Source organism: Vibrio sp. J2-3(2022) (assembly GCF_021725735.1).
GTDB lineage: Bacteria > Pseudomonadota > Gammaproteobacteria > Enterobacterales > Vibrionaceae > Vibrio > Vibrio diabolicus.
The window spans coordinates 689,700-709,497 of the sequence record NZ_JAKKCK010000002.1; the positions used below are offsets into that span (position 1 = coordinate 689,700).

21 protein-coding genes are annotated in these 19,798 nt (G+C 45.1%); 4 read left to right on the top strand and 17 right to left on the bottom strand.

Annotated features, from left to right (window positions below; translation table 11 throughout):
• Window positions 1-54 precede the first annotated feature (54 nt).
• The 17 genes from nadA to aspS all read right to left on the bottom strand — a co-directional run bounded on the left by nadA (window position 55) and on the right by aspS (window position 15,736).
• The gene (nadA, locus tag L3V27_RS11160; protein ID WP_005390762.1) at window positions 55-1,116 is read right to left on the bottom strand and encodes a quinolinate synthase NadA; all 1,062 of its coding nucleotides are present in this window, start codon (window positions 1,114-1,116) and stop codon (window positions 55-57) included.
• 253 nt (window positions 1,117-1,369) lie between these two features.
• Window positions 1,370-2,122: a tol-pal system protein YbgF gene (ybgF, locus tag L3V27_RS11165; RefSeq protein WP_006742904.1), complete on the bottom strand. Its 753-nt coding sequence runs from the start codon at window positions 2,120-2,122 to the stop codon at window positions 1,370-1,372.
• 15 nt (window positions 2,123-2,137) lie between these two features.
• Window positions 2,138-2,662: a peptidoglycan-associated lipoprotein Pal gene (gene pal, locus L3V27_RS11170; protein WP_005378293.1), complete on the bottom strand. Its 525-nt coding sequence runs from the start codon at window positions 2,660-2,662 to the stop codon at window positions 2,138-2,140.
• 30 nt (window positions 2,663-2,692) lie between these two features.
• Window positions 2,693-4,045: a Tol-Pal system beta propeller repeat protein TolB gene (gene tolB, locus L3V27_RS11175; protein ID WP_005390758.1), complete on the bottom strand. Its 1,353-nt coding sequence runs from the start codon at window positions 4,043-4,045 to the stop codon at window positions 2,693-2,695.
• 12 nt (window positions 4,046-4,057) lie between these two features.
• Complete coding sequence (gene tolA, locus L3V27_RS11180; RefSeq protein WP_053807177.1) at window positions 4,058-5,125, bottom strand: cell envelope integrity protein TolA; 1,068 nt, start codon at window positions 5,123-5,125, stop codon at window positions 4,058-4,060.
• A gap of 13 nt (window positions 5,126-5,138) precedes the next feature.
• On the bottom strand, window positions 5,139-5,582 hold the full coding sequence (locus tag L3V27_RS11185) for an ExbD/TolR family protein (RefSeq protein ID WP_005378298.1): 444 nt from the start codon (window positions 5,580-5,582) through the stop codon (window positions 5,139-5,141).
• A gap of 3 nt (window positions 5,583-5,585) precedes the next feature.
• Window positions 5,586-6,284, bottom strand: coding sequence for a protein TolQ (tolQ, locus tag L3V27_RS11190; protein ID WP_005378301.1), 699 nt, complete (start codon window positions 6,282-6,284; stop codon window positions 5,586-5,588).
• Complete coding sequence (ybgC, locus tag L3V27_RS11195) at window positions 6,274-6,693, bottom strand: tol-pal system-associated acyl-CoA thioesterase (protein WP_012841975.1); 420 nt, start codon at window positions 6,691-6,693, stop codon at window positions 6,274-6,276. Before ybgC ends, tolQ begins: the two co-directional genes overlap by 11 nt.
• A gap of 172 nt (window positions 6,694-6,865) precedes the next feature.
• Window positions 6,866-7,168, bottom strand: a complete 303-nt coding sequence (gene ybgE, locus L3V27_RS11200) for a cyd operon protein YbgE (protein WP_237311870.1) — start codon at window positions 7,166-7,168, stop codon at window positions 6,866-6,868.
• Entirely contained in the window at window positions 7,161-7,268 is a 108-nt protein-coding gene (gene cydX / locus L3V27_RS11205) for a cytochrome bd-I oxidase subunit CydX (protein ID WP_000270284.1), read from the bottom strand. Before cydX ends, ybgE begins: the two co-directional genes overlap by 8 nt.
• 12 nt (window positions 7,269-7,280) lie before the next feature.
• Window positions 7,281-8,417, bottom strand: coding sequence for a cytochrome d ubiquinol oxidase subunit II (gene cydB / locus L3V27_RS11210; protein ID WP_006742909.1), 1,137 nt, complete (start codon window positions 8,415-8,417; stop codon window positions 7,281-7,283).
• A 17-nt stretch (window positions 8,418-8,434) separates the two neighbouring features.
• Window positions 8,435-10,021 carry a cytochrome ubiquinol oxidase subunit I gene (gene cydA, locus L3V27_RS11215; RefSeq protein ID WP_104971476.1) on the bottom strand — a complete coding sequence of 529 codons (1,587 nt, stop codon included), beginning with the start codon at window positions 10,019-10,021 and terminating at the stop codon, window positions 8,435-8,437.
• A gap of 461 nt (window positions 10,022-10,482) precedes the next feature.
• Entirely contained in the window at window positions 10,483-11,487 is a 1,005-nt protein-coding gene (gene ruvB, locus L3V27_RS11220; protein WP_031780162.1) for a Holliday junction branch migration DNA helicase RuvB, read from the bottom strand.
• A gap of 286 nt (window positions 11,488-11,773) precedes the next feature.
• Window positions 11,774-12,388, bottom strand: coding sequence for a Holliday junction branch migration protein RuvA (ruvA, locus tag L3V27_RS11225; protein WP_134646931.1), 615 nt, complete (start codon window positions 12,386-12,388; stop codon window positions 11,774-11,776).
• A gap of 67 nt (window positions 12,389-12,455) precedes the next feature.
• Entirely contained in the window at window positions 12,456-12,977 is a 522-nt protein-coding gene (gene ruvC / locus L3V27_RS11230; protein ID WP_012841980.1) for a crossover junction endodeoxyribonuclease RuvC, read from the bottom strand.
• Between the two features lie 91 nt (window positions 12,978-13,068).
• Window positions 13,069-13,815 carry a YebC/PmpR family DNA-binding transcriptional regulator gene (locus tag L3V27_RS11235; protein WP_048626191.1) on the bottom strand — a complete coding sequence of 249 codons (747 nt, stop codon included), beginning with the start codon at window positions 13,813-13,815 and terminating at the stop codon, window positions 13,069-13,071.
• A gap of 142 nt (window positions 13,816-13,957) precedes the next feature.
• Window positions 13,958-15,736, bottom strand: a complete 1,779-nt coding sequence (aspS, locus tag L3V27_RS11240) for an aspartate--tRNA ligase (RefSeq protein WP_237311872.1) — start codon at window positions 15,734-15,736, stop codon at window positions 13,958-13,960.
• Window positions 15,737-16,042: 306 nt separating this feature from the next.
• Between aspS and L3V27_RS11245 the strand changes: the two genes are divergently transcribed.
• The 4 genes from L3V27_RS11245 to L3V27_RS11260 all read left to right on the top strand — a co-directional run bounded on the left by L3V27_RS11245 (window position 16,043) and on the right by L3V27_RS11260 (window position 19,787).
• A complete protein-coding gene (locus L3V27_RS11245) occupies window positions 16,043-16,876 on the top strand; it encodes a DUF72 domain-containing protein (protein ID WP_237311873.1) in 834 nt (277 codons plus the stop codon).
• Window positions 16,877-16,969: 93 nt separating this feature from the next.
• Window positions 16,970-17,707: a carboxy-S-adenosyl-L-methionine synthase CmoA gene (cmoA, locus tag L3V27_RS11250; RefSeq protein WP_048626189.1), complete on the top strand. Its 738-nt coding sequence runs from the start codon at window positions 16,970-16,972 to the stop codon at window positions 17,705-17,707.
• Between the two features lie 85 nt (window positions 17,708-17,792).
• Window positions 17,793-18,764, top strand: a complete 972-nt coding sequence (gene cmoB / locus L3V27_RS11255) for a tRNA 5-methoxyuridine(34)/uridine 5-oxyacetic acid(34) synthase CmoB (protein ID WP_012841985.1) — start codon at window positions 17,793-17,795, stop codon at window positions 18,762-18,764.
• Between the two features lie 276 nt (window positions 18,765-19,040).
• Complete coding sequence (locus tag L3V27_RS11260; RefSeq protein WP_012841986.1) at window positions 19,041-19,787, top strand: ATP-dependent zinc protease; 747 nt, start codon at window positions 19,041-19,043, stop codon at window positions 19,785-19,787.
• Window positions 19,788-19,798: the final 11 nt, after the last annotated feature.

A 19,798-nucleotide genomic window follows, 5' to 3' on the forward strand; every position in this document is an offset into this window, starting at 1 on the left:
AAACCAGCCATATTCGGCTGGTTTTTGAGATTTACTTTCAGTTACGCCTACTTTTTAAGCATTACCTTTCACTTGCATATTTAGCTGCTCAGCAAAGTCCAACATACGATTTAACGGAATGAGCGATTTAACACGCAATTCTTCATCAACAAAGATCTCGTGTTCTTCACCGCCTTCACTAAGCGCTTTCTCTATCGCTTTCAAACCGTTCATTGCCATCCAAGGGCAGTGTGCGCAGCTACGGCATGTTGCGCCAGCACCTGCGGTTGGCGCTTCGATAAGTTCTTTCTCTGGCACAAGTTGCTGCATTTTAAAGAAAATGCCTTTGTCTGTCGCAACGATCATTTGTTTATGAGGAAGCGCTTTCGCTGCTTTGATCAACTGACTCGTCGAGCCAACGGCATCGGCAAGTTCTACGACACTTGCTGGTGATTCAGGGTGAACCAAAATAGCCGCATCTGGATACACGCTCTTCATTTTGCGTAGTGCATCAGCAGAAAACTCATCATGAACCACACACTCACCTTGCCATAGCAGCATGTCTGCGCCAGTTTTATTAGCGATGTACGACCCTAGGTGACGGTCTGGTCCCCAGATGATTGGCTTGTCTTCAGCGTCTAAGTGTTCCACGATTTCAAGCGCAATGCTTGATGTAACGACCCAATCGGCACGAGCTTTAACTGCGGCAGACGTATTTGCATAAACCACAACCGTGTGATCAGGGTGAGCATCACAGAACTCACTGAACTTATCCGCTGGACAGCCAAGATCGAGCGAACATTCCGCTTCCAACGTTGGCATTAGAATTCGCTTTTCTGGTGTTAAGATTTTGGCCGACTCGCCCATAAAGCGAACACCGCCAATGATCAGTGTGCTTGCAGGATGACGATTACCAAACTTCGCCATTTCCAACGAGTCACCAACAAAACCACCCGTTTCTTCCGCTAGGGCTTGAATCTCAGGATCGGTATAATAGTGTGCGATAAGTACCGCATCCTTTTCTTTTAGCAGCTTTTTAATGCGCTCAATGTAAGACGCTTTTTCTTCTTCGCTTAATGGAACTGGCTTCGGTGGGAATGGGTAAACAGTGTCGATTTTATCTAATATATGGCTCATTGCTCTTGCTCTACGCAACTTCCTTTAATCCGAGTATTGTAACCTCGTTAATTTTCAAAAACCAACTTGTCGCGGGGATTTCTAGCTATCTAGCCGTATATCTTTGTTACAGGTAGCATTTCTGATTGAAAGAATCCGTTGCAAGATGGGGGTAAAAGGCTCGATGCCATTCCTCTCGATTTATTCGATCAACACCGATAAAGAAACGGAAAAGAAAAAGGAAGCCGAAGCTTCCTTTTTAAAACATAACGTCTTACAGCTTAGAGCTGGCAAGTTTTGCAGATGCACTACCTGGGTATTCATCAACCACTTGTTGGTAGTACTTTTTCGCTTGAGCTGCATTGTTATTACGCTCAGCGATTTCACCTAACTTGAGCAAAGCATCGGCTCGCTTATTGGAGTCTTTATAAGACACCACCGCAGCAAAGCTCTTTACAGCATCTTTGTCCTGCTTCTTAGCGAAGTACAATTGGCCTAGCCAATAGTGAGAATTCGCTGAGTATGTGGAGTCAGGATAATCTTTCTGGAACTGCTGGAACGCTGCAATTGCGCCAGTGTAGTCACGTTTCTTGAGGATGAGGTCGACTGCATTTTGGTATGCCGTTTGCTCATCAACATTTGGTGTGTACTGACCACCTGTTTTAGCCGGTTTCGCTTCTTGCGCAGGCGCGGATTTGATTTCTCCACGCACACGATCTAGCTCGACAAACAACTCACGTTGACGTTGCAACATTTGTTTCATTTCGTAGCTATTTCGCTCTAATTGACCACGCAATTCACTGATCTCTTGTGACATTTGGTCAATTTGCTGTTGCATTTGGAGCTGAACGCGATTGCGGTTTTGGAGCAAACGTTCTAGACGCTCTACTTCCGTTTCAGATGAACGGCTCTTAGAGACGGATGATGTGCTGTTGAGATCGGATACTGGAGCTGGTGCAGCGAACGCAAAGTTCGCTGCACTTGCCAGTAACGTAAGCGCAACAGCGCGCTTAGTGTTACTGAACATGAGGATTACCTCGAATTAGTATACTAGAACCGCGCGACGGTTCTTAGCGTAAACTTCATCTGATTGACCTAGAAGAAGTGGCTTCTCTTCACCGTAGCTAACGATTGAGATTTGGTCAGCTTGAACACCTAGTGCTTGCAGGTAGTTCGCTACTGCTTGTGCACGACGCTCACCAAGAGCGATGTTGTACTCAGGAGTACCACGCTCATCAGCGTGACCTTCGATAGTTACGTTAAGAGCTGGGTTCTTGCTTAAGTAAGAAGCATGAGCTGCAAGCATCTCTTCGTAATCTGCTGCAATTGTTGAGTTATCAAAAGCAAAGTAGATTGTTTGAGTTTCACGTAGCGCTTGCTCTTTTAGCTCTTGCTCTGTTAGCTGACCGCTTTGATCAATTGGCGTAGCTACTGTTGTTTCAACTGCGCCATTGTTGTTTGTTGCTGCACCAGTGTTAGAAGCAGCGTCGTCGCTTGAACTACACGCTGTAACAGCCATTACAGGAAGCGCGATTAGTAGCCCTTTTAGAACCTTGTTCAGTTGCATCTTATTTTCCTTTATTAATCAAACTTATTACTACAAAAACGGTGACCATGCAGGCGCTCTAACACGCCCATTTGTTGCCGGTAATCTAGCTTTGAATCGACCATCAATTGACACCATCGATAGTACGTTTTTCTTGTTGTAAATCGAGCTATACACAACCATGCCACCGTTTGGGGCAATACTAGGAGACTCATCAAGCAAGGTCTTAGTTAAGACTTGAAGAGCACCAGTTTCCAAATCTTGTTTCGCCAAGTTAAATCCTGCGTTGCTGCGGTTCACCATTACTAGGAATCGCCCATCAGGAGTAATCTGGCCACCCAAATTTTGGCTGCCTTGCCAAGTCAAACGGTCAATAGAACCGCTGCCCAAATTTACTTGATAAATCTGTGGTTTACCACCCCTATCCGATGTGAAAATCAACGATTTTCCATCTGGATGCCAGAACGGTTCAGTATTATTTGATCTGCCACGCGTAATTTGCGTCAGCTTGCGAGTGTTAAGATCGAACGTGTAAACATGAAGCGAGCCTGTTTTAGAGAGAACAATCGCTAACTTATTGCCGTCAGGCGAAAATCTTGGCGCACCATTATGACGTGGGTATGAAGTGATCTTCTCACGCTCACCGGTGTAGATGTTCATGATAAAGATTTCTGCTTGACCATTTTGGAAGCTAACATACGCAAGCTTTTTACCATCTGGCGACCATGCTGGTGACATTAATGGTTGCTTAGAACGTAAAACCAAGCGCTCGTTGTAACCATCGTAATCAGCCACACGAAGTTGGTAAGGGAAACGGTCTTTATCATTCACCACCACGTATGCAATACGGGTCATGAAGGCGCCACGATCACCCGTTAACTGCTCATACACCAAATCAGAGATGCGGTGAGCGTACTCACGCATGCGAGGGCCTTGAACGGTCGCGACCTTATTGAACAGCACATGATCTTTTGACAGTACTAATTCGCCATCGCTACCAAGCGCTTTACTTTTTCCACCCGTTAGCTGGCCACGCACAATATCAACAAGTTGATAGTTGATAACGTAATCACCTTGAGCGTTTTGTTTGATTGAGCCAGTCAGCAGAGCATCTACACCTAAATTCGTCCAGGCGTCAAAATTGACTTCTGATTCGCTGAACGGAGTTTGTGGCATCTTGCTCGTTGGAACGGGGCTGAACTTACCACTGCGTTGCAAATCCGAGGCAATAACAGCAGAAATATCCGTTGGAAGCGCTTGAGTGCCCTCCCACTTAAACGGAACAACAGCAATTGGTCGTGCTGAATCAATACCATCGGTAATGACCAACTCTAATGCGGCATTCGCCACATTTGTCATACTGCTAAACAGTACAAACATTCCTAGTAAAAGGCGTCTAATCACGTCTTATTCCTTTTAGTCCAAAGCAACAGTTATGTTGATGTCTTTTAGTCTTTCGTTTACCGCAGCTTCTGAAGATTTAGGGAACGTCCCTACCTGAGCTATCGCTCGCTTCGCCGCTGCACATACTCGAGTATCGCCACTCAAAACGGTAACACCAGAGACCATCATATCAGTTCCTGTCGGAATCAATTTGATGTTTACCCTACACTCCTTTCCCAGCAAGTAGTCATCCTTAATCAACTTTTGCTGAATATTTTGAGTATAGATGGATGACATTCGAGAAAGTTCGTCGTCAATAAATTGATTTCGAGCAGCACTATTTTTACTAACCTCATCCTCAAGGCCTGCAAAAATATCATCTAGCGCGGCTTCTTGCGCTTTACGCTCGCGCTCTGCACGTTCCGCAGCTTCTCTCGCTTTGCGCTCTCGCTCTGCCGCCTCTTTTGCCGCTTTCTCTTTTGCGATGCGCTCTTGTTCAGCTTTTTCAGCGGCTTCACGCTCACGACGTGCTTTTTCTTCCGCTTCTTTTGCCGCCTTTTCACGAGCTAGACGTTCTTGCTCAGCTTTTGCTATAGCCGCTTCTTTCGCTAAACGCTCCTGCTCAGCTTTACGCACAGCTTCTTCTTTTGCCTTACGCTCTTTCTCTAGCTTAGCAGCTCGCTCTTTTTCTTTGCGAACACGTTCTTCTTCCTGCTTGCGCTCTTGTTCTTTTTTCTTACGTGCAGCTTCTGCTTCTCGTGCCGCTTGAGCATCTTTCGCTTGCTGTTCTTTCAACTTGCGAATTTGCTCTTCTTCAGCTTTACGGTTTTTTTCTAGCTGCTCTGCTTCGCGTCTCAATTTATCAAGACGCTCTTGTTCTTTTTTTGCTGCCTTTTCACGTTGCTGGCGAATTTCTTTCGCTTGTTGCTGCACAAGTTTTGGATCGATGACAACAGCTTGAACCATTTGCCCTGTAGGCTCTGGTTTAGACATGTTGAAGTCCGTCCCCCAAAGCAGGGCTGCAACGAGAATTGCATGCAAACCAACCGATATTGCTATCGGTTTGGCGTATTGGTTGGGTTTCTTCTTGTGATCTTTCATAGATAATTGATGTCTATTCCCTGATATCGGTCATTAGACCTACCTTAGGGATACCAGCTCGACTTAGTTCATCCAGTAATAGGACAACATCGGCATATGGTGTTGCCGCGTCGCCACCTACCGCAACTGGTGAATCTGGCTTAACCTCTCGCTCCGCTTTCACTCGCACAATAACATCTTGCAACGACAAACCTCGTTGAACTTCTTCATCGTTTACGCTTAGGCCTAAATTACCCTCGCTATCAATTTCGATGATGATAAAACTACTGTCAGTTTCGCCAGCAAGGTCTTGCATAGATTCAGCGGTCGATGTTTTCGGAAGATCAACATCGACGCCTTGAGTCACAAATGGAGCGGTCGCCATAAAAATGATCAACAGTACGAGCATTACGTCGATATACGGAACAACGTTGATCTCCGCTGTCATTTTTCGCTTTTTAGGTTGATAACCCGCCATGCTTTATTCCTTATCCGCGCTGTCTCGGCCAGCCATCGCTTGACGATGAAGGATGCTGTGGAATTCTTCAGAAAATGTTGCGTAAGTGTGCTCTAGTTTGCTCACTTTATTGCTTAGGCGGTTGTAGGCCATTACAGCCGGGATAGCCGCAAATAGACCCATCGCTGTCGCGATCAATGCCTCGGCGATACCCGGTGCAACCATAGACAGCGTAGCTTGTTTTACTTCACCCAACGCAATAAAAGCGTGCATGATGCCCCAAACGGTACCAAATAGGCCGATGTAAGGACTGATAGAACCGACTGTCGCTAAGAACGGTAAGCTTGTTTCTAGTTCATCAACTTCACGAGAGACAGCAACGCGCATTGCGCGGCCAGTGCCTTCCATGATGTACGCTGGTGAGTTTGCGTTGCTCTTACGTAGACGAGCAAACTCCGTGAAACCTGCGTAAAAAATTTCTTCTGTGCCTTCAATTTCGTCTTTACGCGCTTTTACTTTTTGGTAAAGCTGAGAAAGATCAGTACCCGACCAGAATTTGTCTTCAAACTGCTCTGCATTCTTTGACGCTTGAGAAAGCACTTTGCTGCGCTTGATGATCATTGCCCATGACACAATTGACATGCCAAGCAACGTCAGCATCACAAGCTTTACCAACAGACTGGCCTGAAGAAAGAGATCTAAAATGGAAATATCAGCAGTCACTATTTGTTAGCTCCGAATTTATAAAGGTTGGAATAGCTATTGGTTTCATTTTCTTATTATCGATACATGCTACCTTAACAGAGGCCTTGCACAATATCTTGCCTTGATCATTGACCAACTCTTGACAGAATTGCAGGGAAGCACGTTTTATTTCTGACACTCGGGTTAATACTGTCAAATGCTCGTCCAGCCTTGCCCCTTGGTTGAAATCAATATCCATGTGTCGGACAACAAAGCCGATATTTTGTTCCAGTAACACATGTTGAGAAATGCCTTTGGCACGTAACATTTCTGTCCGCGCGCGCTCAAAGAATTTTAGATAATTAGAATGATATACAACGCCGCCCGCATCGGTGTCTTCATAGTACACGGTGATCGGCCAGCGAAAGAGATTTGATGTGCCTTGCAAGGGAGTCCCAATATATTCAATTCTTTAAAGTAATTACTATAACTGAAGCGACAGCAATTGGTACCGAGCTAAGGGAATATTTTTGAAATTTGTAGAAAAAATAAAAGCTAGGCGAAATACCTAGCTTTTATTCGATGATTTAGTAACCGACTTTATTACAGCGTATTTCAGCCTATAAGAAATAAAGTGCCGTTAAATAAATTAAGATAGCTAACGAAAAGTAGGGACTAAACAAAACTTGCCAGTACCAGTTTCTCGGTTTGAAGCCCACACCGTAAACCATGCTTGAGCATACAGACCAAATCAGTGCTGGTGCGATGATTGAGTTAAAACCACCAATTGCTTGATGGTAAGCTTCAGGATCCCACATCACCAATCCTACATGCATAAAGCCAAGGATGAGAGATAAGACTCTTAACAGAGTCTTATCCATCGGAGCGTGAAGTTGCGCTACCTTATCAGCGAGATTACTCACTGTCTTTGTCCATCATTTCTGAGTGCTCTAACCAAAGAGCGTTGATGATACCGAATGCACAAGCAAGTAGTACACCTAGAATCCATGCGAAATACCACATAGTAAATGCTCCTTAGTAAAGTGAGTTTTTGTTGTCTTCAATGTACTGATCATCAAGGCGACCAAACATCTTGTAGTAAGTCCAAGACGTGTAACCAAGGATGATTGGTACCATAACAAACGCAACGCCTGTCATTAGGTTCAGAGTCAGTTCAGATGACGTTGCATCCCACATTGTTAAGCTGTGGCTTGGCATTAAGTCTGAAGGCATGATGAATGGGAACATCGCAAAACCTGCAGTAAAGATAACGCCAGCAACACCCAAGCTTGAAGTAATGAACGAAATCGCACATTTTTCAAGACGAGATGCCAATACGGCAAGAAGCGGCATTGCGACACCTAGTACAGGAGCAGCCCATAGTAGTGGGTAGTTTTCAAAATTCTTCATCCACGCACCAGCTTCACGGATTACCTCTTTGTTTAGAGGGTTAGAAGCTGCATTAGTGTCGATACCGCCAACAATGACGTAACCATCGATATTTTGGATCCAGAAACCAGCTGCTACAAACGCTGCAACCGTCAGTAAACCTGCCAACTGAGCAACGTTGCGAGCACGCACATGCACTTCGCCCGTTGTTTTCATTTGTAGCCAAGTCGAACCTTGCATCAAAATCATGAACAAGCTAACTAGGCCACACAGCAGTGCAAATGGGTTTAGAAGACCAAAGAATGAGCCATGGTATGTTGGCATCAAGAACTCACTCAATTGGAATGGTACACCCTGTAGTAGGTTGCCAAACGCTACACCAAAGATGATTGGTGGAACAAAACCACTGATTGAGATACAGATATCCCAGGTATTCCGCCACTTTGGATCTTCGATTTTAGAGCGGTAGTCTAGGCCCAGAGGACGAAGCCATAGCGCTGCTAGTGTCAAAATCATCGCTAAGTAGAAGCCTGAAAATGACGTTGCGTAAACCAAAGGCCAAGCTGCAAACAATGCACCACCAGCAGTGATAAGCCAAACTTGGTTACCATCCCAGTGAGGGGCAATTGAGTTAATCATGACGCGACGTTGCGTGTCGTTTTTACCGATAATAGGTACAAGCGCGCCTACACCCATATCGAAACCGTCTGTTACTGCAAAACCAACTAGTAGAACACCGATTAGTACCCACCAGATGAGTCGCAAGATTTCGTAATCAAACATCTTGTTATCTCCTTACCTTACGCTTCTACTTGGCGACTAACTTTGTCTTCAACAGAGTCAGCATTTTGCTCGAAGTGGTAGCGACCCGTTTTCAGGCTACTTGGGCCTTTACGAGCGAATTTCAACATTAGGTAAACTTCTGCAACCAGGAATACCGTGTATAGCGCCAGAATTGCGAATAGTGAAGTCCAGATTTCGCCAGCAGTTAGTGCAGAAGCTGCAACATGCACTGGTAAAATTTCACCTACAGCCCAAGGCTGACGGCCGTACTCAGCGACGAACCACCCCGCTTCAATCGCAATCCACGGTAGTGGGATGCTGAATAGTGCAGCTTTAAGAATCCATTGTTTTTGTTCGATCTTCTGACGACACGTTTGAACAAATGCCGCACCGAAAACGAATAGCATGATGAAACCACAAGCAACCATGATACGGAATGACCAGAATAGCGGCCATACTGTTGGGATTGAATCGTCCGCAGCTGCTTGGATTTGCTCTTCTGTCGCATCAACAACATTGTCTGTGTAGCGTTTTAGAAGTAGACCGTAACCTAGGTCACCCTTCACTTCATCAAACGCAGTCATGTTTTCTTCTGACTTGTCACCTGCGCGAAGCTTCTCTAGAAGTTCATACGCGTACATACCGTCACGAATACGATCGACGTGCTCATCACGTAGGTCACGAAGACCTGTTACTTGCTCATCAAAAGAACGTGTCGCGATGATACCCATTACGTAAGGGATCTTGATTGCGTAATCTGTGTGCATGGTTTCTTGGTTAGGAACACCAAACAACGTAAACGCTGCTGGAGCTGGCTCTGTGTGCCATTCTGCTTCAATTGCAGCAAGCTTCACTTTTTGAACTTCACCAAGCTCGTAGCCAGATTCGTCACCAAGAACGATGGTAGATAAGATAGCTGCAATACCGAAAGATGCAGCGATAGCAAATGAACGACGAGCAAACGCAATGTCACGACCTTTTAATAGGTAGTATGAACTGATGCCTAGAATAAACATTGCGCCACAAGTGTAACCAGAAGCAACCGTATGCACGAACTTAACCTGAGCTACTGGGTTTAGTACAACCTCAGAGAAGCTCACCATTTCCATTCGCATAGTTTCGAAGTTGAAGTCCGCGCCTACTGGGTTTTGCATCCAGCCGTTTGCGATAAGAATCCAAAGTGCAGAGAAGTTAGAGCCCAGCGCCACAAGCCAAGTAACCGCTAAGTGCTGACGTTTAGATAGACGATCCCACCCAAAGAAGAATAGACCAACAAAAGTTGACTCCAGGAAGAATGCGACAAGGGCTTCGATCGCTAGCGGCGCACCGAAGATGTCACCTACATAGTGGGAGTAGTAAGACCAGTTCGTACCAAACTGGAATTCCATGGTAAGGCCTGTCGCCACACCAAGTGCAAAGTTAATACCGAATAGCTTACCCCAGAACTTGGTCATGTCCTTGTAGATTTGCTTGTTCGTCATTACGTACATCGATTCCATAATGGCCAGAAGGAAGGCCATACCAAGGGTCAATGGTACGAATAGGAAGTGATACATCGCTGTCAGTGCAAACTGCAACCGCGATAGATCAACTACGTCAATCATGGTAACTCCTATGTGTCGGCTGAATGACACTCTCTACATATTGCAATCCATATTCAAGTGTTATTTACACTTGAAAAATGTTGAATTATCACAACTCATTGTTGCAAAAATGTGCTTCATTGGTTAGTTAATTGTTAAGCATCAGCTAATATAGCCAGGGCTAATATTACTTGTAAAAACAGATTGTTTCAAAAGGTTTATAGCCGGAATGCGCTTTGATATACATCAATGTTTATGCGCGGAATTTGCACAAAAATCCATCACATTGATCCAGATCAACCAGTATTAGATACGGATGTTAAGAGAGAGTAATCAGGAGAGAAATTAACCAGTTGCGAGCAAACATAGAGTTAACAATCAATGCTTTTTACTTACTAAACTGGTATGAGAAGAAATTCAAAAAATGTGAGTTTGGTCAACTTTAATGAAGCGCTGGGCAGCAAAGGCCCAGCGAGGGAATCTTATTTTTCAATTCCGAAATGCAAATACGCACGATCTGTCGCGATTCTTCCACGCGGAGTGCGTTGCAAATAACCTTGCTGAATAAGATAAGGCTCAAGAACGTCTTCGATAGTATCCTTTTCTTCACCAATCGCTGCCGCCATGTTATCGAGTCCGACCGGACCACCACCAAATTTCTCCATAATTGCGAGTAGCAGTTTGCGGTCCATATAATCGAAACCTTCGGCATCCACATCAAGCATATTCAGCGCTTTGTCGGCAACCTCTGCACAAATGTGACCATTTCCTTTCACTTCCGCATAATCGCGAACACGACGTAGTAGACGGTTAGCAATACGTGGTGTGCCACGTGCACGTCTTGCCACTTCCAAGGCGCCTTCAGGTTCCATTGACAAACCTAAACAATCCGCGCTGCGCTGCACAATATCTTGTAGGTCTTTTATCTTATAAAACTCAAGACGCTGAGTAATACCAAAACGATCGCGTAATGGTGACGTTAAAGAGCCAGCTCGGGTCGTTGCACCAATCAAAGTAAACGGTGGCAAATCGATCTTAATAGAACGAGCGGCCGGACCTTCACCGATCATAATATCCAGTTGATAATCTTCCATCGCCGGATACAGAACCTCTTCAACCATCGGGCTTAAGCGGTGAATTTCGTCAATAAATAGAACGTCATTTTCTTCTAGGTTGGTTAGTAACGCGGCTAAATCGCCTGCTTTTTCAAGAACTGGCCCTGAAGTAGTACGGATGTTTACTTCCATCTCGTTGGCGACAATATTTGCTAGCGTGGTTTTACCCAAACCCGGAGGACCAAAAATCAAAAGGTGATCAAGAGCTTCACTACGTAACTGAGCGGCTTTGATGAAAATCTCCATTTGGTCACGAACGTGGTCCTGACCTTGGTAATCCGCCAACTTCTTTGGTCGAATAGCACGGTCAATGACATCTTCATCACGAAAGGCAGGGTTTTCTGGAGCGATTAAACGATCGGCTTCAATCATCTTTTTACCTTGAAAAATGGTTACCTGAGAGAATAATGCCGCTCGTTTAACAACAAGTGGCATATTTCTATATCTCGTCATCCTGTACAGCGACGAAGGAGCGTGATATAGGATCTTCTATCCGAGCGGTTTATGGTCAAATTGTTTCATTAACCGCTCAGCGTGCTGCTATTAGATTCCCAGTCTCGCTAGGCTCGCTGGAATGACACAAAAAACATCGTTAAGCGATTGGCATTAACCTTAGAGAATGAGTTATCTTGAACAAATGCTCACTGTGAAACCAGCGTTACACCATTGATTTTAGAGCTTCACGGATCATTTGCTCACTGCTCATGTCCGGTTTAGCAATTTGAGACACCACTTTCGATGCCTGAGTAGGCTTGTACCCCAAAGCAAGCAACGCACTGATTGCCTCTTCTTCAGCGCTGTTTGAGTCAGACGCACGAGAGTCTGCAGGAGCCGCGTCCGTAAATGGTGTAAACAAGTCACCAGCCCCCCACCCTTTCAAGCGGTCTTTCATTTCAACAACCAAACGCTCTGCGGTTTTCTTACCAACGCCTGGAAGCTTAACTAGGGTAGAAACGTCTTCATGTTCCACACAAGTAACAAATTGGCTTGCTGTCATACCAGAGAGAATACCAAGACCGAGTTTAGGACCAACGCCATTGGCTTTGATCACTTCACGGAAAAGTGCCCGTTCTTTTACTGTGTTGAAACCGTATAGCAATTGCGCATCTTCACGGACGACAAAGTGAGTATAAATAATGGCTTCTTCGCCAACATTTGGCAGCTCGTAAAAACAGCTCATTGGCATCTGGACTTCATAACCAATGCCATTAACTTCAATTAATACTTCAGGTGGTTGTTTTTCAATCAGTGTGCCACGAAGACGTCCAATCACTATAAATACTCTTTGGAAATGAATTTGCGACAGGATAATAAAGAACTGGATAGACATCCAGTTAATTTTATCGGTAGCGCCCTTTTCTGGCACTGGTTGCTTTGCCCGCTAAGGCAACGAGGGTTTTGTTCGTATTGGCATGACAAATCGCCACACCTAAAGCATCGGCTGCATCCGCTTGAGGCTTGGCGGGCAGTTTAAGCATCTGCTGAACCATATGCTGAACTTGCGCTTTGTCCGCGCCACCAGTACCGACTACTGCTTGCTTAATAAGACGCGCGGCGTATTCGTATACCGGCAACTCTGCATTTACAGCAGCAACAATTGCGCTGCCACGAGCCTGGCCAAGCTTTAATGCTGAATCCGCATTTTTAGCCATAAACACTTGTTCAATCGCAAATACGTCCGGTTGAAACTGAGTTATGATTTCCGTGACGCCAGCGTAAATCTGCTTAAGACGGCCCGGAAGTTCTTTTTCTGAAGTACGAATACAGCCACTACCAAGGTATTGCAAATGGCGTCCATTTTGACGAATGACCCCATAACCGGTAATGCGTGAACCTGGGTCAATGCCCAAAATAATTGACATGAATGTTCCTAAAAATGAGGCCGAATGCGGCCTCAATTTCTTATTATTACTTTCTAATTTCGGAGCGAATACCGCTCACTGCACATTGAGTTTACTCTAGAGAGGCTGCAACGTCGTCAGAGATGTCACCGTTGTGATAAACCTCCTGAACATCGTCCAGATCTTCTAAAGCGTCAATCAAACGAAGCAGTTTTGGCGCAGTGCCCACATCCAGTTCTGCTTTCGTTGAAGGGATAAGCGACACTTCGGCGTTCTCCGCCTCAAAACCTGCAGCATCAAGGGCATCTTTTACGAGTCCAAAATCGCTTGGCGCGGTGTAAACATCAATCGAGCCATCTTCTGATGTTTCGATGTCATCAGCGCCACTTTCTAACGCCACTTCCATCACCGCATCTTCATCTAAACCTGGGGCGTATGAGATCACGCCTTTCTTGTCGAAAAGATAGTTTACACTACCATCCGTACCCAGATTGCCTCCTGACTTCGAGAACGCATGGCGTACGCCAGATACTGTGCGATTTCGGTTATCCGTCATACATTCGACCATGACCGCAGTGCCACCCGGACCATAACCTTCATAGATTACGGTTTCCATATTGTCATCGCCTTCACCACCAGCACCTCGGCTGACAGCGCGGTTGACAGTGTCACGCGTCATGTTGTTAGACAACGCTTTATCAATTGCAGCTCGCAAACGTGGGTTATTTTCTGGCTCACCGCCTCCCTCTTTTGCCGCAACAACGATTTCACGGATTAATTTGGTAAAGATTTTGCCGCGCTTCGCATCTTGCGCTGCTTTACGGTGACGAATATTCGCCCATTTACTATGACCTGCCATAATTCACCTTTTAATGTATTTTGACGCTTAATAGCAAACATGATCTAAAAAGCGTTGCTTGGGAAATTGCTTTGGAAGTTTCTTGGGTTTATTTAAACAAAAACTCCCGCAGTTGCGGGAGTTTTCTTCACATGTTGTGCGCTTATTCTGCGTCTTTTTCTTTCGCTGCAGTCACTGCGATTGCTAGCTCTTCTAGCGCTGCTGGATTCGCAATGCTTGGAGCGTCTGTTAGTAGACACGCCGCTGCTGTTGTTTTCGGGAATGCAATAACATCACGGATGTTCTCGGTACCACATAGTAGCATCACTAGACGGTCAAGACCGAATGCAAGACCAGCGTGTGGAGGCGTACCGAATTTCAGTGCATCAAGCAGGAAGCCAAACTTAAGCTGTTGCTCTTCAGGTGTGATGCCTAGAATATCAAATACGGCTTCTTGCATATCTGCGTTGTGGATACGAACAGAACCGCCGCCAACTTCGTAACCATTTAGAACCATATCGTAAGCGTTAGAGTTTGCCGCAGCTGGGTTCGCTTTTAACTCTTCCGCAGTCACACCTAGAGGTGACGTGAATGGGTGGTGCATCGCGTGTAGGTTGCCTTCGTCATCTTCTTCGAACATTGGGAAGTCAACAACCCATAGTGGAGCCCATGCTGATTCGTCAGTTAGCTCTAGATCTTTACCTAGCTTCAGACGCAGTGCGCCCATAGCTTCTGCAACGATGCCCGCTTTATCAGCGCCAAATAGGATGATATCGCCAGATTCCGCTTGAGTGCGATCTAGGATGCCGTTGATCACGTCTTCGTTTAGGAATTTAGCTACTGGAGATTGGATACCTTCCATGCCTGCAGCACGGTCGTTAACCTTCATCCAAGCTAGACCTTTCGCACCGTAGATACCAACGAATTCACCGTAGCCATCAATTTGCTTACGAGTCAAAGATGCACCACCTGGAACGCGAATAACGGCAACGCGGCCTTTCTCGTCGTTTGCTGGGCCAGAGAATACTTTGAACTCAACGTCTTTCACTAGGTCAGCAACGTCTACTAGCTCTAGTGGGTTACGTAGGTCTGGCTTGTCAGAACCGAAACGGCGAATCGCTTCGCTGAATGGCATTACTGGGAACTGACCTAGGTCTACGTTTAGTAGCTCTTGCCACATATCGCGAACCATGTTTTCCGTCACTTCACGTACTTGCTCAGCCGTCATGAATGACGTTTCGATATCGATTTGAGTGAATTCTGGTTGACGGTCAGCGCGTAAGTCTTCATCACGGAAACACTTAACGATTTGGTAGTAACGGTCAAAACCAGACATCATTAGAAGCTGTTTGAATAGCTGTGGAGACTGAGGAAGCGCGTAGAAGCTGCCTTTGTGAACACGGCTAGGTACTAGGTAGTCACGCGCGCCTTCTGGTGTCGCTTTCGTTAGTACTGGTGTTTCGATATCTAGGAAGCCGTTGTCATCTAGGAAACGACGAACAAAGCTAGATGCTTTAGCACGTAGCTTGATGCGGTCACTCATTTCAGGACGACGAAGGTCTAAGTAACGGTACTTCAGACGTTGCTCTTCAGAGTTCTTTTGGTTGAAATCTAGAGGCAAAACGTCACTGCGGTTGATGATTTCAAGACCTGTCGCAAGGATCTCAACTTCACCTGTTGCCATGTCTTTGTTTGCTTGGCTTTCTGGACGAACGCGTACTTCACCCGTTAGTTTGATACAGAATTCATTACGAAGTGTGTTAGCCACTTCATACGCATCCGCCATATCTGGATCAACAACTACCTGAACGATACCTTCGCGATCTCGCATATCAATAAAAATAAGACCGCCTAAATCACGACGACGGTTAACCCAGCCGCAAAGTTCTACAGTTTGTCCTGCAAGGGACTTGTTCAGGTGACCACAGTAATGGGTACGCATAATGAAATTCCCAATCTCTCAAATGTTGTTAACTACGCTCTGTCAGCCTCATTGCCAAGCAGAGTAAAGATTCAGTTATACGCTGAATGTCCACGAAAATCGACTACTCAACATACAATTAATTGTGTTTTATCATTCACTGGTGCTTTTTAGTACAACAAATGTTCAAAAGCGCACCAAAGCGAAAAAATTGGTGGGGATTATAGCGTGAAATTACCTATTTCAGCAAAACTCTCGTAAAGTATTCACACGAGTAGCAAGCAGTAAAGAATAATGGATAACTTACCTCTTCGACTTGGATTGACTATGTGGTCGCACAATCAATGGCAACAAAGCTTTTACGGCAGCGGGACAAAGCCCGCTGAACGTTTAGAAAAGTATGCACAGGTGTTCCATACCGTGGAAGGCAACACGACATTTTATGCCACGCCGACGCTCAACACGGTGCAAAACTGGAGAGCAGCAACCCACGATGATTTTCGCTTTACTTTCAAACTTCCTAAAGCCATCACTCATGAGCAAATGCTAAGAGGTTGCAGCGAACAACTGAGAGACTTCATGAAAGTTATGGAGCCGTTGCATGACCGTGTGGGGCAATGGACAATTCAATTGCCAGCCGCTTTTGGTCCTGAGCACCTTGATCGATTGAAAAAGTTCTGTGCGAGCTTTCCACCTAACTTCCCTCTTGGTGTTGAGGTTCGTCATATGGCATTTTTCTCCAAAGGTGAAGAAGAGCGAGCGCTTAACCAATGGTTAGTAGAAAATAACATTGACCGCATTATTATGGATAGCCGCCCTGTCTTTGCCGCTAAGCCAAACAATGAAGCGATCATTGATGCGCAAATGAAAAAACCAAGAGTACCAGTCCACGCCATTGCTACCGCTTCACACCCTTTGATTCGCTTTATTGGTCATCCAGAAGAACAGCAAAATTACGAGTTTTTTACACCATGGCTCAGCAAGTTGCCGCAATGGATTGCAGAAGGTAAACAGCCGTATGTCATGATCCATACTGCGGACAATATAATTGCGCCGGAGTTGGCAGCCAATCTGTATAAAGACATACAAAAGCGTATAACACTTCCTGACTTAGCCTCTTTCCCGGCTAACGATGGCAACTCGCAGTTGCAGATGTTCTAACGCAACACATGACAGAGGCGTGAAATTCCCATAAAATACGCGCCTTTTTTGGTGCCTGACGTTTTCAGGCGGCTTGTATGCAGAGACTTGGTTATGAACCCTAAGAGCAATCCAGATACTATTTTTTCGGCTCCAATCGATAAAATTGGGGATTTCACGTTCGATGAACGCGTAGCGGAAGTATTTCCTGACATGATTCAACGATCGGTGCCGGGTTACAGCAACATTATTTCTGCAATTGGTATGCTGGCAGAACGTTTTGTAAAACCTCACTCAAACATCTACGACCTAGGTTGCTCTTTGGGCGCTGCTACGCTGTCTATGCGTCGTCATATCAAACAAGAAGGCTGTAAAATCATTGCGGTCGACAATTCACCTGCAATGGTTGAGCGTTGCAAATTACATGTAAACGCGTACCGAAGCGATACTCCTGTAGATGTGGTTGAAGCGGATATCCGTAATATCGATATTGAAAACGCATCGGTTGTCGTACTGAACTTTACTCTGCAATTTCTTTCTCCAGACGATCGTTACGCCCTGCTTGAACGAATCTACGCGGGTCTACGTCCAGGCGGAATTTTGATTTTGTCGGAGAAATTCGTCTTCGAAGATGAAGTGTCAAACGAGCTATTAATTGACCTTCACCACGACTTTAAACGTGCAAATGGTTATAGCGAACTAGAAATCAGCCAAAAGCGCAGCGCGATAGAAAACGTAATGCGCCCAGATTCAAAGAAAGAGCATAAAGAGCGTTTCGCTAAAATTGGCTTTTCTAGCTACGATGTTTGGTTCCAATGCTTTAACTTTGGCTCTATGTTCGCAATTAAATAAACCTTGCATATAAATGCCCTGAATCACGCCGATTTAGGCTGTTATTTAATAATTTTAATACCATCAACTCAGCGATTAACTAACTATGTTTAACTTTGCAAACTTCTACCAATTGATTGCCCAAGACACACGTCTTCAACCTTGGCTCAATGTGCTACCACAACAGCTAACGGATTGGCAAAATGCAGAGCACGGTGACTTTGGTCGCTGGTTGAAAGCACTGAACAAGATTCCAGAAGGCTCACCGGATCAAATTGACATCAAGAATTCCGTGACCATCAGCAACGACACTCCTTTCCATGAAGGTGAGCTGAAGAAATTAGAGAACTTACTTCGTACATTCCACCCATGGCGCAAAGGGCCATACCACGTACACGGCATTCATATTGATACTGAGTGGCGCAGTGATTGGAAATGGGACCGCGTGCTTCCGCATATTTCTCCATTAAAGAACCGCAGCGTACTCGATGTTGGTTGTGGTAACGGCTACCACATGTGGCGTATGCTGGGTGAAGGTGCACGCTTAACCGTCGGTATCGATCCATCTCACCTGTTCCTAATTCAGTTCGAAGCAATTCGTAAACTCATGGGAGATGACCAACGTGCGCACCTACTGCCGTTGGGTATTGAACAACTACCTAAGTTAGAAGCGTTCGACACGGTATTCAGCATGGGCGTGCTTTACCACCGTCGCTCTCCACTGGATCACTTGGTGCAGCTAAAAGATCAATTAGTGTCCGGTGGTGAACTCGTACTAGAAACACTAGTGATTGAAGGTGATGAGAATTCAGTGTTGGTTCCAACTTCTCGTTACGCACAAATGCGCAATGTCTATTTCTTCCCTTCAGCAAAAGCGCTGAAAGTGTGGTTAGAGTTGGTAGGATTTGAAGATGTACGCATCGTTGATGAAAACGTCACTTCGGTTGATGAACAACGTACCACAGATTGGATGACGCATAACTCTCTGCCAGACTATCTAGATCCGAACGACCCAAGCAAGACTGTAGAAGGTTACCCTGCCCCTCGCCGCGCGGTTCTTGTCGCTCGCAAACCATAATTCGCTGAGATTCCTGACATTGTCTTAACTCATTTTACGAGTTAAGACATTACCCTCTTTCCTCGTACTGAGCGTGTTTGTTTTTCGAGTCCATTTGTTACATCAAAACATAAGCACGCTCTAAATAAGGATGCGCTTTTATGTCCTTGATTTTTAGCTTTTCATCACTATTCCTCAAACAATAAGTAATAGAGAAACATTCTTACTTGTGAGGCTTTATCGATATGAGCTAAACTCCTAAAAAATAAACAACTTAATCCAATCCCAAGGTTTTCAATGTTATTACGATTGACCCCGATTGTTGCCATCGCCTTACTATCTGGATGCTCACTAACCAAAGGCGAACAGTACCACCAAGAAACGTTAGCGGCTATTCAAACTTCAGAAGCGAATGTCAATAATCGCATTACTAACTTAGAGCTTCAGCTCAGCAACCAATCGGACTATATCGACAGCCTTGAAGAACAAGTCGATAAACTACAGGTTGAACTTCTGACATTTCGTGATGAAGCAATGGCAGAAGTGAAAAAGCCAAAAGAGCCGATTATTGTCCAATCTCCTGCTCCTGTGGAACCAACACCAACTCATGATATTGTCCTTGGCTCAATTGAAAAGGTCACTATTGACTCCATTAAGCAGACTTTTGATGCACGTGTCGACACCGGTGCCGCAACCTCATCTTTAAATGCAGTTGATATTGAAGAGTTCGAAAGAAACGGCAAAAACTGGGTTCGATTCCACCTGGCAGATACCAGTAAATCCGAAGAAGAAAAAAATACTTGGATTGAAGCGCCTGTCATTCGTTACGTAAAAATTCGCCAAGTTACCAGTGAAGAACTGGAACGTCGCGCTGTAGTAGAACTTTGGGTGCGCGTTGGAAAAATTCATGAAAAAGCGCAATTTACGTTGGCAGATCGCTCGCATATGAACCATCCTATTTTACTGGGTAGAGAATTTATGCGCGACATCGCACTTGTCGATGTAAGTCGTACCTATATCCAAACGGACGAAGATAAAAAATAATAAGGTAGATT